The sequence below is a fragment of the Ruegeria sp. YTSA105 genome (genome assembly GCF_059610225.1).
On sequence record NZ_JBXWNE010000003.1, the window covers coordinates 22,660 to 35,201 of the forward strand.

Genomic DNA, 12,542 nt, shown 5'->3' on the forward strand with positions numbered 1-12,542 from the left:
GTATGACATTGCTGACGCAGGACGAATACGACTCCATCGCCGCGGGTCTGACCTTGCCAACCGGCGCCTTTATTGATGGCGCGTACCGCCCGGCGATTTCAGGGCAGTCCTTCACAACGGTTAACCCGGCGACCAACAAGAAATTGGCCAACATTGCCGCCTGTGGTGTAGCGGACGTGGATTTTGCCGTCGAGAAGGCGCGCGAAGCGTTCGAAGATGGCCGCTGGTCGAGGCTGCACCCATCCGAGCGCAAAAATGTGCTGATCCGGTTGACCAAACTGATCACACGCAATGCACGTGAACTGGCGGTGATGGAAAGTATCGACAGTGGCAAGACCATCTTTGACTGCGAGACCGTCGACCTGCCCGAGACCATTCATTGCCTGAAATGGCACGCTGAGGCGATCGACAAGATCTATGATCAGGTCTCGCCCGCCAGTGACGACCACATCGCTTTGGTCGTGCGCGAGCCGATTGGCGTTGTCGGGTTAGTCCTGCCCTGGAATTTCCCATTGCTGATGCTGGCATGGAAAATCGGGCCCGCTCTGGCTGCGGGCTGCTCGGTGGTGGTGAAACCGGCCGAGGAAACTTCACTGACGGCATTGCGGCTGGCCGAACTGGCGATGGAGGCCGGTCTGCCACGCGGCGTCCTGAACATCGTCCCCGGCGCAGGTGCCGAGGTGGGCGAACCTATTGGACGGCACATGGATATAGATATGGTGTCCTTCACCGGCTCAACCGTGACTGGCAAACGGTTCCTGAGCTATTCGGCGGAAAGCAACGCCAAAGAGGTGGTGCTTGAAATGGGCGGCAAGAATCCGGCCATTGTGATGGAAGATGCAGAAAATCTGGACCGCGTGGCAGCACATATCGTCAACGGTGCGTTCTGGAATATGGGTGAGAACTGCTCGGCCACGTCCCGCCTGATTGTCCACAAGGACATAAAGGCCGAGTTGCTCGACCGCATCGCCCATCATGTAAAGCAATGGAATATCGGCGAGCCTCTGAACCCGGAAACACGATTGGGCGCAATGGTCAGCGAAGCTCATTTCGATAAGGTCTGCGGATATCTGGATCAGGCCGAAAACGTAGTGATCGGAGGCAAAGCGGACAATGGCTTTGTCGAGGCCACCGTAGTCGAACTCCCTGGCAATGACGCCATCCTGGCACGTGACGAGATCTTTGGTCCCATTCTTTCGGTGATCACGGTTTCCAGCTTTGATGAGGCCATCAAGATCGCCAACGATACCGAGTATGGTTTGTGTGCGTCGATCTTCACAGCCAATGCGAAACGCGCCATTCGCGGGGCGCGGATGATCCGGGCGGGAACGGTGACTGTAAACAGTTTTGGAGAGGGCGATATCACCACGCCCTTTGGCGGTTATAAACAGTCTGGCTTTGGTGGGCGCGACAACTCGATCCATGCGCATGACCAGTATACCCAGCTAAAAACCATCTGGGTCGACCTGTCCGACGATGCGGATGAGGCCGTGGATTGAGCAGCTATGCCGCCCGAACCCTGCCAGTCCATCGCGGACCTGCGGCCTGGAGCGTCATATTAGGCGATCCACCCCCAGCCCAAGAACTGGATGGTGATCTGACGGCGGATGTCGTGATTGTTGGTGCCGGTTTCGCAGGCCTGTCAGCGGCACAGCGTTTGAGGCAGCTGCAAAGCGACGCAAAGATCATCGTGCTTGAGGCTGGCCGCGTGGCCGAAGGGGCTGCTGGGCGCAATACGGGTTTTATGATCGATCTGCCACATGACCTGGCCTCGGACAATTATTCCGGGCCGGGGGATGATCGCACCATGATCACACTAAACCGACTTGCAATTGATTTTGCCCGATCGGCGGTCGAGCAATATCAGATCGACCCGAATTTCTTTGATCCGGCTGGCAAGGTTAACGGAGCGGTGAGCGCGGCGGGACATGCACATAATATCAGCTATGCGCATCATCTCAGCACTTTGGGTGAGACCAGTGAAATGCTCGACCAACAGCAGATGCACGCCCTGACAGGGTCGCGCCACTATCGGTCGGGGCTATACACGCCCGGCACGGTTATGTTGCAACCAGCAGGCTATATTCGTGGTCTGGCTGCGGGACTGATCAAGGATGGCATTGCATTGTACGAGAGCTCTGGCGTGACCGGGTTTGAGAAGCAAGGCGGTGCGTGGCTGGTAAAAACCGCGCGCGGTACCGTCAGCACTGGTATAGTCATCCTCACGGTGAACGGGCATCTGGAAAGCTTTGGGATCGAGCGTGACCGCCTGATGCAGCTGTTCCTGTTTGCGGCAATGACCCCGGAGCTGGACGCCGAAGTACTGTCGCGGCTGGGGGGGCAACCCCGCTGGAGTGTCACACCATCTGATCCGTTGGGTACAACGATGCGGCGCATTGATACGGCACAGGGCGGCAATCGGATCATAACTCGTACCTGCGCGGCCTTGCGCCCGGGCATGACCTCGACTGCTGGTGATCTGGCGCGCGCCTCGCGGGTGATGCAGCGCAAATTCGACCAGCGATTTCCGCAGTTGGCCGGGCTGGACATGCAATATCGCTGGGCCGGTCATCTCTGCCTCAGCCTGAACGGCGTCGCCGTCGCACGAGAGGTCGAACAGGGCGTATTTTCTGGCTGTGTCCAGAACGGGCTGGGCACGGCGCGCGGCACCCTGACCGGTATCGCGGCGGCAGAACGCGCCTGCGGCCACAGCTCGAATATCACCCGGTATTTCGACGCCCAGGGTCAACCCAAACGCCTACCCCCAAAGCCATTCCGCGAGATCGGTGCCAATGCGGTGCTGCGCTGGAAAGAATGGCGCGCGCGGGACGAGTGATCAGGGCAGGCTCAGCTTGGCCATGCGGCCTCCGTCTACTGTGTAGACCTGCCCGGTGATAAAGCTGGCATCACCCGACGCCAGGAAGGCGACGAGCGCCGCAACCTCTTGTGGGCTTCCGGTTCGGGCAACGGGGTGTATGCGCTTGATATCCTCGTGAAATGTCTCCGGGTCCGGCATTGAGGCGATGAAATCCACGTTCAACTCGGTGTCGATCCAGCCAGGGGCCACGGCGTTGCAACGAATGCCCTCTGCCCCATGATCCACGGCCACCGCTCGTGTCAGACCATGCAACCCGGCTTTGGATGCGCAATAGGCGGCATGGCCGGGATTGCTGCCCAGCCCCTCAATCGAGCCGATATTGACAATCGCCCCGCCGGCCCGTCGTAAATGGGGCAGCGCCGCCTTGATCAGCAGGAACGGGGCCGTGAGGTTGACTGTCAACGTGCGCTGCCAGTCCGCAAGGCTCATCTGCTCGACGCCGGCTTCCTGCATCATGCCTGCATTATTGACCAGAATGTCCAATCGCCCGGCCTGATCAACGACCTGATTGACCACCGTTTGCGGGCTGAGGGGATCTCTGAAATCGGCCTCGAACCCTTCGAATTCCGGATCGCTCCCACGTTGCGCGGTAAAGACCCGTGCACCTTCGTGTTGCAAACGTTCCGCGATGGCGCGTCCGATACCGCTGCGCCCGCCCGTGACCAGCGCGGTTTTGCCGGTAAATCGCGTCATGAAACCGGTTTTCCTCCGTTCACTTCCAGCAATGCCCCGCACACATAGCGCGCGGCGTCCGAGGCAAGAAACATCACCACATCAGCAATATCCTCGGGCTCGGCGATACGCCCCAAGGGCACCGTCCGGCCCAGCTCGGCCACGGCAGTATCCGGATCAAAGCCGCGTTTTTCAAACCCCGACCGCAGCATCGGCGTGTTTACTTCATTCGGGCATACGGCGTTAATGCGGATGCCCTGATGCGCGTGGTCCATACCCATGCATTGTGTCAACGACGCAATGGCTGCCTTGGTCATGCAATAGACCGCGTGGTTCGGCCCAGGGCGCAGGCCCCAGCATGACGCGGTGTTCACGATGGCGCCACCACCACGCGCCGCCATGATCGGGATTGCGGCGCGACAGATGCGAAAGGGCGCCTCGACATTCACGCCCAGCGACAATGCCCAGTCGGTATCCGAAGTCTCGGTCACCGCTCCGCGGGTGATGACCCCCGCATTGTTAACAACTATATCCAGCCCGCCCAGCGCATCCGCCGCATGTTGCGGCAATGCATCTGCATAAGCACTCTCGCGCAAATCGCCGGGCAAATGGGCGTCGGCCTCGATACCCTCAACCGAAACGTCCGCAACCGCAACTCGTGCTCCTGCCTGCCGCATCCGCTGTGCAATAGCAGATCCGATGCCGCCCGCAGCCCCTGTGATGAGCGCTGTTTTGCCCGTCAGCTCCATTTTCCCTCCGAGTGCTAAATGGAAACCCACCCGACAATGCAGTCGGGATAGGTCCAAGGCGAAATCTTTAATAGGTTTGGTTCAGCTCGTCAGCGGCGGGAATTTCCCGTTCTCGCCGGGCAATATAGTCCAGCAGGGCCTCGTTTTTGGCCACGTCCAGTGTCGGTTCCTGGTATTCGGCCAGCAGCTTGCGCGCGTGCTTCAACGCGCGCTCAGTGATCTCAACCCCGCCTTCTGCCACCCATTGCTCAATCGAGTTATTGTCGAACATCTCGGGCATGAAAAACGCCGTTTGAAAATTGTCCTGCGTGTGCGGATGACCCAGATAGTGCCCGCCTGGACCGACCTCTGGAATGGCGGCAAGAGCTTGGTCAAAATCATCCCATTGCGGGCCTTCTGCCATGCGATAAGCCATCGCACATTGTTCAGCATCGACAATGAACTTGGCGGTGGAACAATGCATCCCAGCCTCATTCCAGCCAGCCGAATGCCAAATATAGTTCGCACCGGAATGAAGAACCGCCTGCAGCGTCGTGGCGGATTCGTACCCGGCCTGCGCATCAAATGTCTTGGCCCCACCCAGCGTGTTCGAGGTGCGCCATGGAACGTCGTAGAACCGGGCCATCTGCCCGATCATAAAGTTCATCAGGCTGATCTCGGGCGTGCCGGCCATCGGGGCACCTGATTTCATCGACACCGTCGACAGGTAGTGCCCGTAAATCGCCGGAGCACCTTTGCGAATGACTTGGGTATAGGCCAGCGCGCTCAGTGCTTCGGCGTTCAATTGCGCCACGGTGGCGGGAACCGATGCGGGCGTATTGGCCCCGCCCAAAACAAAGGGCGAGCACAACACAGGCTGATTGCGGCGAGAAAAGGCCCGCATCGCGCCCAGCATCGTTTCGTCCCAGACCAGCGGAGAGTTTCCGTTGCAGTTGCCCGTGGTGACCGGGTGATCTTCAATGAAATCTTCCCCGAACAGGATCGCACACATCTCAATGACGTCTTCGGCGTTTCTGGGCGAGGTGGTCATACCCATGAACGTCTTGTCCGAATGTTTCATCGACGAATAGGTAATCCGCAGATGTCGCTGACTGATCGGGTGGTCGTAAGGTTCGACAATGTGATGCGCCGAGGAATGCATCGCCGGCAGCATGTGGCTTAGTTTGTGGAACATTGCTAGATCATCGAGCGTCGGATTGCGCCTCACGTCATCGAGATCGCGCAGAAAGGGCGCGCCGGTCATCGGCACAAAGATCGAGTGCCGTCCGCCCAGTCGCACGTTCTTGTTCGGATCGCGAGCATGATAAGTGAAGGTGCTGGGAATGGTGGCGATCAGCTCTCGGACCAGGCCCCGGTCCAGATAGACCAGTTCGCCCTCGACCTTTGCGCCAGCTTTTTTCCAATCCTCCAGTGCGATTGCATCGCGAAACTGAACACCGACATTCTCGAGAATATCCATTGAGGCGCTGTCGATCCTGTCGATCTGGCTGCCATCCATCACCTCGCATAGGGGGATGCCTCGGGTCAGGCCGGGCAACATCTCGAAATTCGGAGCAGAGCGCAGCGCGCGCCGGGCCGCACGGCCACCGGTTCGGGTCATGGTACGCATATTCACAGGGCGATCCTCCAATCCTCCCCAAAAGACTGCGGTATTTGGTCAAAGCAAGCCTCACTAATTGCGATACATGTTTGCAGGAAGCGACCCGCACCCGAAACCGCCGAAATGATCTACAGACCCATGATGACGACCAGACCTGCTATCAGTTCTACCATGCTTGGCTCGGGATCATCTCCGCCCATATCCATGATCCACTCCATGTCCGTGATGGCATAAGAACCGTCAATGAACTGGCTGACACCAAACCCGGTCGTCACAGAAACATTACCTGATTTTGACGGCACGCATCGGAAACACGGCACTCGACATCATCGTTTTTGAAAATTTCTTCTGGCGCACAATCTTAAAAAGTCCAATATTTGAGTGAGAATAATTAACCTGAAGACCGCCAACGGCTACACCTGTCATGTCCAGACGTCACTATAATCTGCCGCCACTCACCACGCTGTCGGTCTTCGAAGCCGCTGCGCGCCATCTAAGCTTCAAGAATGCGGCTGAAGAACTGTCAGTGACGCCGGGCGCGGTCAGTCATCAGATCAAAGCGTTGGAAGGTGATCTTGGCACCGCCTTGTTCCAGCGCAAACACCGGGGGGTCGAACTGACGGAAGACGGCAAAGCGCTGTATGACGCGCTGGCTTCTTCGTTTACCCGCATCTCAAAAACACTGGCAACAATCCGCGACCGTGCCACCGTCGAAAAGGTAACCGTAGGATCAACCACTGCAGTTGCTGCTCTTTGGTTGTCGCCATCGGTAATCCGGTTCTGGCGCGAAATGCCTGAAGTAAATGTTGACCAGCTTTCACAGGATCGACCATTTCGGGATCGGCCGGATATCGATTTCTTTATTCGCTACGGCCGGGACGGCAACGGTGACCTGTCGCACACCCCTCTGTTTCGGGATTGTCTGGTCCCTGTCGCCTGCCCAGAGGTGGCGGATCGGTTGGCCGGTGCAAGCCTTGAAGATCTCGCAGCTGAACGACTGATACATCTGGACTCTGAAGACCGCAGCTGGACCACTTGGCCCGAATGGTTTCAACAACTCGGGTACACGGGAACCATTCCGATTGATTCTCGTGTGAACAGCTATTCAGTAGCCCTCCAACGGGCGCGTAAGGGGGCCGGGCTGGTTCTTGGATGGCAACGCTTGATCCAACCCATGCTGCAATCGGGAAAGCTGGTGGCAATCGGGCCCCACCTCCAGATCGCTCCAAACCAGTTTTATCTGGTTGGCCGCTCGGATGAAGACTTGTCCGAAAGTGCCCGGGCGCTGAAAGATTGGATCATTCAAGAGGTTCAGGACGGTTCGGTTTAGGTGAAATCACCCTGTGATGAGGTTTTCTGATATTGAGTGGATGCCAGCGTATCCGCCAATAGAGACCAAACAACACCTGCAGGAGAGCCCGATGAACAAGCATACTGCGCTGTCTTCCGTTCTGGTCGATGTGAATGTCGCAAACGGCCTGCCAAACGAACACTATATCGACCCGGCACTTTTCGCCGAAGAGCGTAGATCGGTTTTGTACGCCAACTGGTCCGGGATCGGTTTTGGCAAAGACGTGCCCGAGGAAGGCGATGCCATACCGGTCGATTTCCTAGGCATGCCTTTACTAATCGTGCGGGATCGGGATGGTGAGGTTGGCGTATTTCAAAATACCTGCCGTCACCGCGGGATGATCCTTGTCGATACCCCTCGCAAGATAAGTGGCGCGATCCGTTGCCCCTATCACAGCTGGTGCTACAGCCTGAAGGGAGAGCTGCGTGCGACGCCACATGTTGGCGGCGCCGGTCACAACACACATGAGGACGTGGATCGCAAATCTCTGGGCCTGATCCGTATTCGCTCTTATGTCTGGCGGGACGTGGTCTTTGTGAATGTGGACGGCAATGCACCCGAATTCGAAGAGGCGCACGCCGCCCTATTGGAACGCTGGAAAGAGTTTGATCAACCAGTACATCACGGCGGTGAGGCCTCTTCGTTCAAGTTGGAGGTCAAGACCAACTGGAAGCTGGCGGTTGAGAACTATTGCGAAAGCTATCACCTGCCCTGGGTGCATCCCGGCCTGAACAGCTATTCGCGACTTGAGGATCACTATAACATCGAAGTGCGCGGGCACTATTCCGGTCAAGGCACGCTTGTCTATCGACAACTCACTGACCATGACGGCACCACATTCGCCGATTTCGACGGGCTCAGCGATCGATGGAATGAGGGTGCAGAGTATGTGGCCGTGTATCCGAATGTTCTTTTGGGTGTGCAGCGTGACCATGCCTTTGCCATTGTCCTGGAACCGGTTGATCACGAAAATACCGTTGAGCATATCGAGCTTTATTATGCCAAAAGCATCGAAGACACACCTGAACATGATGGCCTGAGGGCGGCAAACGCCCAGCAATGGAAAACTGTGTTTGAAGAGGATGTGTTCGTTGTTGAAGGGATGCAAAAGGGTCGGCACGGAATGTTGTTCGACGGCGGTCGGTTCTCTCCGGTGATGGATGGTCCGACCCATAATTTCCATCACTGGGTTGCGACACAGATTGAAAGCGGTCGCGCCGACTGAACCAGCTGTCTGGCCACGCACGACTGGCCAGACGCGACGGAGACCCGATGGACAGAACAGAACTGGATCGCTTGCTACTTGAGGCGCATGATCATGATGATCCTGCCGCGTTGGTCCGCTATTACACTATTGCAGCAGATGAATGCGAAGCGGTGCAAGATATCGACGCGGCCTGTTTTTACCTGACCCACGCCTTTATATTCGCCCTGGAAGCCGGGGCCTCTGAAACAGATGAATTGAACCACAGACTGGTCGAGTATGGACGTGCATAGTGGTGGGCATCGGAGACTAACCTTGGTTTATATCTGTTCAATCCCACGTGAAATTTAAACCCGTTGTCTTGGGTTCAGTACTGGTAACACATGACGACAAGACCAAAATTTTGGATGACAGACTCATGAAGACAAATGCACAGGCAGTGGTAATCGGCGGTGGTGTGATTGGGTGCTCGATCCTGTATCACCTGACCAAATCGGGGTGGTCAGACGTGGTGCTGTTGGAACGGGATGAACTGACATCCGGCTCGACCTGGCACGCGGCGGCGAACGTCCACGGACTGCATGACAGCACCAATATCAGCCGCATCCAACACTATACGATGACGCTGTACAAAGAGCTTGAGGCTGAAACCGGCCAAAGCTGCGGCGTGTTCCAGCCCGGCTCGTTATATCTGGCCCAAACCGAAGAGCGCGAGCACCAGCTGAGGCTGCAGGCCGCCAAGGCCAAGCTGTACGGGATGAATTTCTATGAGATCAGCATCGAAGAGGCGCAGCGTCTGAACCCGCTGGTCAATTACGATGGCATCCGATGTGTCATGTACGAACCTGATGGCGGTAATGTTGATCCCTCGGGGGTCACCAACGCCTACGCTGTCGGCGCGCGCCAGCGTGGGGCCGAAATCCACCGCTTTACGCCGGTCACTGCGACAGATCAGCAAGAAGACGGCACCTGGATCGTACGCACCCCTAAGGGGGACATCCAAACGCCGTGGGTTGTGAATGCCGCCGGTCTTTGGGGCCGCGAAGTTGCCATGTTGGCCGGGATCGAGCTACCCCTGCAACCGACCGAGCATCAGTATTTCGTCACCGAAACCATGGCTGACGTCGCGGCGCATGATACCCGCCTGCCCTCGGTCAGTGACCGCGATGGAGAGTACTATTTGCGGCAGGAAGGTCAGGGCCTTTTGGTGGGGGCTTATGAAAAGGATATGAAATTCTGGGCCGAAGACGGCACACCCCTGGATTTTGCCCATGATCTGTTTCCCGACGATCTGGAGCGGATCGAAGAGAATATGATGAACGCCATCGAACGCGTACCTGCCGTGGGCGACGCCGGGATCAAACGGGTCATCAACGGACCGATGATCTGGTCACCGGATGCCAACGTTCTGATGGGACCAGTGCCCGAGGTCGACGGCTATTTCTGCTGCAACGGCATCATCCCGGGATTCTCGCAATCGGGTGGCATGGGCCTGATGGCGGCGCAGTGGATCATCGAAGGCGAAACCCAATACGACATGTTCGCCTGGGACGTGGCGCGGTTCGACACATGGGCTACGAAAGATTTCACCAAGGCCCGCGTGCAGGATCAGTACTCACACCGCTTTGCCATCCACTTCCCAAATGAAGAACGCAGCGCAGGACGCCCTGCCCGGACCCGCCCGATTTATGACAGGCAAAAGGACATGGGTGCCGTCTTTGGCCTGAATGTCGGATGGGAACACCCGCTGTGGTTCGCAGAGGCGCCCGGCGCCACGGACACCAACGGATTCATACGCCAGAACTGGTGGGAACCGGTGGGCGCGGAATGCCGGATGCTGCGCGATCGGGCCGGGATCATCGACATCTCAAACTTTGCCAAATATGTTTGCAAAGGTCCGGGAGCCGAGGGTTGGCTTAATGCCGTATTCGCAAATTCCATGCCGAGATCGGTTGGTCGATCCTGCCTGACCCCGCTGATCTCAAAACGGGGAGGTATTGCCGGCGATTTCACCGTGACCCGCGTGGCCGACGACGAATTCTGGATCATCGGCTCGGGCATGGCCGAGCGCTATCACAAACGGTTCTTCAAACAGGTTCCTCTGCCCGATGGCACCCGTTTCGAAAGCCGCACCGAAGAGACTTGCGGCTTTAACGTGGCTGGCCCGAAATCGCGGGAAATCCTGCAACGGCTTACGAATACCTCGCTCAGCCCCGAGGATTTCCCCTTCATGCGCTCGCAACAGATCGAAATCGCCGGAATTGCGGTCCTGGCGCTGCGTGTCTCCTTCACCGGCGATCTGGGCTGGGAGGTGCATTGCGCCGCGAAAGATCAGCTCCGCCTGTATGAGGCGCTGATCGAGACCGGAAAAGAGTTCGGCGCAGGCCCAGTTGGCAGCCGCGCACTGATGTCGCTGAGGATCGAAAAGGGCTATGGGTCTTGGGGGCGCGAATACAGCCCCGAATACTGGCCACACGAGGTCGGTTTGGACCGGTTGTGCAAATTCGACAAATCGTTCCTAAACAAAGATGCCGCCAATTCTGCCATGACCTCTCCGGCCAGAGAGCAGCTTGTCCTGCTGCATCTGGACGAAGCCGACACCGCAGCTTCGAACGCTGACGCGACCGGAGGCGAACCCATTTTCATGGACGGGCGCGGAATCGGTCGGGTGACATCGGGCGCTTATGGCTATTCCGTGGGTATGTCGCTGGCCTTGGGCTATGTTTCGGGTGCCGAGGCCGGCGATAGGGTCGAGGTCATGGTATTAGGGCGCCCGCATAGGGCAACGATCCTGAAAGAACCGCCCTTTGATCCAACTGGGACGATCTTGCGCGGCTAACCCAGTCCGCATTAGATCCTTTAAGCGAGCTGTGGACATTGCCTTCGGGTTGTGGCGCTATCCGGTCAGTAATCTGATCTGCTCCATCCAGAGGATAGGCTGATGACAATCTTCCTGACTATTGCGCTGTTCATTGCGCTGTTTCTTGTTGCGATGAATCTTTGGACACGCAAGCTGACCCGTGACGGCCGGATGCGTGTCCCACAACCGGGGGTTATCATTCCCGTGCGCGGCGGCAATATCCACTATGTGGAAAAGGGCGACCCTTCCAATCAGACGGTTGTGCTCATTCATGGGCTGGCCGGGCAGTTGCAACATTTCACCTACGCCTTGATGGATAAACTGGCCGAGGATTTTCACGTCATTGCCGTGGATCGCCCCGGTTGCGGATACTCAACTCGTGAGACGGCAGAGCTTGGGCGGTTGCCCGAACAGGGCCGCATGATACATGAATTTCTAGAGGCAAAGGGGGTCAGCAACCCAATTCTGGTCGGCCATTCGCTGGGTGGCGCGGTTTCTCTGGCGATGGCGCTGGATTACCCGGACAAGATCAAAGCGCTGGCCCTGCTAGCTCCGCTTACTCAGGCGATGCCCGGGCCGCCCGCCGTGTTCAAACCGCTTGAAATCCGGACAGAATGGCTGCGCAGTCTGATCGGCAACACGATTGCCGTCCCGCTGGCCGCAAAAACCGCACCGCACACCCTTAGCGCGGCTTTTGCGCCAGAACCCGCGCCCCAAGACTTTCTGGACCGCGCCGGCGGCGCTTTGGGGATGCGTCCATCCGCGTTTATCAGCGCCTCACAGGATGTGATCGGGATTGAACAGAGCATGCCGGCGCAGGTCGCCCGTTATGGCGACCTGAAAGTGCCTGGCTCCATATTGTTTGGAGCACAGGATGCGCTCTTGTCAGCCACGCAACACGGTGAATCAATGCAGGCGTTTGGTCTGAGTTTTGAACAGATCGAAGGGCTGGGCCATATGATCCCCCTGACAGTCCCGGACATCTGCAACAACTTCATTCGCGGCGTGGTACAAAATACAGAACCCAGGGCGACGGTTGTGCCGAATTCGGATTAGTCCCAGCTAAAATATTCCCAACAAAGGCGCCATTTCCCTCTTGACCCTCCCCAACCCCTCCCTTAAATCGCCATTCACTCATGGCGGAGTAGCTCAGTTGGTTAGAGCAGCGGAATCATAATCCGCGTGTCGGGGGTTCAAGTCCCTCCTCCGCTACCAAATTCCCATAACA

The 12,542-nt window shown here is 57.6% G+C and carries 11 protein-coding genes and 1 tRNA gene; 8 read left to right on the plus strand and 4 right to left on the minus strand.

Annotated features, from left to right (window positions below; translation table 11 throughout):
- The first annotated feature begins 2 nt into the window (after positions 1-2).
- Positions 3-1,499: an aldehyde dehydrogenase gene (locus AC2FH2_RS04935; RefSeq protein WP_282021559.1), complete on the plus strand. Its 1,497-nt coding sequence runs from the start codon at positions 3-5 to the stop codon at positions 1,497-1,499.
- Complete coding sequence (locus AC2FH2_RS04940; RefSeq protein ID WP_496823071.1) at positions 1,496-2,836, plus strand: NAD(P)/FAD-dependent oxidoreductase; 1,341 nt, start codon at positions 1,496-1,498, stop codon at positions 2,834-2,836. The genes AC2FH2_RS04935 and AC2FH2_RS04940 overlap by 4 nt, the downstream gene beginning before the upstream one ends.
- On the opposite strand, the gene AC2FH2_RS04945 is transcribed toward AC2FH2_RS04940, so the two are convergent.
- The 4 genes from AC2FH2_RS04945 to AC2FH2_RS04960 all read right to left on the minus strand — a co-directional run bounded on the left by AC2FH2_RS04945 (position 2,837) and on the right by AC2FH2_RS04960 (position 6,174).
- Positions 2,837-3,571 carry an SDR family NAD(P)-dependent oxidoreductase gene (locus AC2FH2_RS04945; RefSeq protein ID WP_281972425.1) on the minus strand — a complete coding sequence of 245 codons (735 nt, stop codon included), beginning with the start codon at positions 3,569-3,571 and terminating at the stop codon, positions 2,837-2,839.
- Entirely contained in the window at positions 3,568-4,299 is a 732-nt protein-coding gene (locus tag AC2FH2_RS04950; protein ID WP_271948145.1) for an SDR family NAD(P)-dependent oxidoreductase, read from the minus strand. Before AC2FH2_RS04950 ends, AC2FH2_RS04945 begins: the two co-directional genes overlap by 4 nt.
- 67 nt (positions 4,300-4,366) lie before the next feature.
- Complete coding sequence (locus AC2FH2_RS04955; protein WP_142635980.1) at positions 4,367-5,908, minus strand: trimethylamine methyltransferase family protein; 1,542 nt, start codon at positions 5,906-5,908, stop codon at positions 4,367-4,369.
- Between the two features lie 119 nt (positions 5,909-6,027).
- Complete coding sequence (locus AC2FH2_RS04960; protein WP_496823072.1) at positions 6,028-6,174, minus strand: hypothetical protein; 147 nt, start codon at positions 6,172-6,174, stop codon at positions 6,028-6,030.
- Between the two features lie 149 nt (positions 6,175-6,323).
- On the opposite strand from AC2FH2_RS04960, the gene AC2FH2_RS04965 reads away from it, so the two are divergent.
- The 6 genes from AC2FH2_RS04965 (at position 6,324) to AC2FH2_RS04990 (ending at position 12,529) form a co-directional block, all read left to right on the plus strand.
- On the plus strand, positions 6,324-7,229 hold the full coding sequence (locus AC2FH2_RS04965) for a LysR substrate-binding domain-containing protein (protein ID WP_496823073.1): 906 nt from the start codon (positions 6,324-6,326) through the stop codon (positions 7,227-7,229).
- Between the two features lie 91 nt (positions 7,230-7,320).
- Complete coding sequence (locus tag AC2FH2_RS04970) at positions 7,321-8,475, plus strand: aromatic ring-hydroxylating oxygenase subunit alpha (protein WP_496823074.1); 1,155 nt, start codon at positions 7,321-7,323, stop codon at positions 8,473-8,475.
- A 47-nt stretch (positions 8,476-8,522) separates the two neighbouring features.
- A complete protein-coding gene (locus tag AC2FH2_RS04975) occupies positions 8,523-8,747 on the plus strand; it encodes a hypothetical protein (protein ID WP_142635874.1) in 225 nt (74 codons plus the stop codon).
- 125 nt (positions 8,748-8,872) lie between these two features.
- Positions 8,873-11,293 carry a GcvT family protein gene (locus AC2FH2_RS04980; RefSeq protein WP_496823075.1) on the plus strand — a complete coding sequence of 807 codons (2,421 nt, stop codon included), beginning with the start codon at positions 8,873-8,875 and terminating at the stop codon, positions 11,291-11,293.
- 102 nt (positions 11,294-11,395) lie between these two features.
- Positions 11,396-12,370 (plus strand): alpha/beta fold hydrolase, encoded by a 975-nt coding sequence (locus AC2FH2_RS04985; RefSeq protein ID WP_142635870.1) that lies wholly within the window; start codon positions 11,396-11,398, stop codon positions 12,368-12,370.
- Positions 12,371-12,452: 82 nt separating this feature from the next.
- Positions 12,453-12,529, plus strand: a tRNA-Met gene (locus tag AC2FH2_RS04990).
- Positions 12,530-12,542 lie beyond the last annotated feature (13 nt).

Coding starts and splice junctions, on each gene's coding strand:
- AC2FH2_RS04935 (WP_282021559.1), top strand. CDS start 3: ATGACATTGCTGACGCAGGACGAATACGACTCCATCGCCGCGGGTCTG.
- AC2FH2_RS04945 (WP_281972425.1), bottom strand. CDS start 3,571: ATGACGCGATTTACCGGCAAAACCGCGCTGGTCACGGGCGGGCGCAGC.
- AC2FH2_RS04950 (WP_271948145.1), bottom strand. CDS start 4,299: ATGGAGCTGACGGGCAAAACAGCGCTCATCACAGGGGCTGCGGGCGGC.
- AC2FH2_RS04955 (WP_142635980.1), bottom strand. CDS start 5,908: ATGCGTACCATGACCCGAACCGGTGGCCGTGCGGCCCGGCGCGCGCTG.
- AC2FH2_RS04965 (WP_496823073.1), top strand. CDS start 6,324: ATGTCCAGACGTCACTATAATCTGCCGCCACTCACCACGCTGTCGGTC.
- AC2FH2_RS04970 (WP_496823074.1), top strand. CDS start 7,321: ATGAACAAGCATACTGCGCTGTCTTCCGTTCTGGTCGATGTGAATGTC.
- AC2FH2_RS04975 (WP_142635874.1), top strand. CDS start 8,523: ATGGACAGAACAGAACTGGATCGCTTGCTACTTGAGGCGCATGATCAT.
- AC2FH2_RS04980 (WP_496823075.1), top strand. CDS start 8,873: ATGAAGACAAATGCACAGGCAGTGGTAATCGGCGGTGGTGTGATTGGG.
- AC2FH2_RS04985 (WP_142635870.1), top strand. CDS start 11,396: ATGACAATCTTCCTGACTATTGCGCTGTTCATTGCGCTGTTTCTTGTT.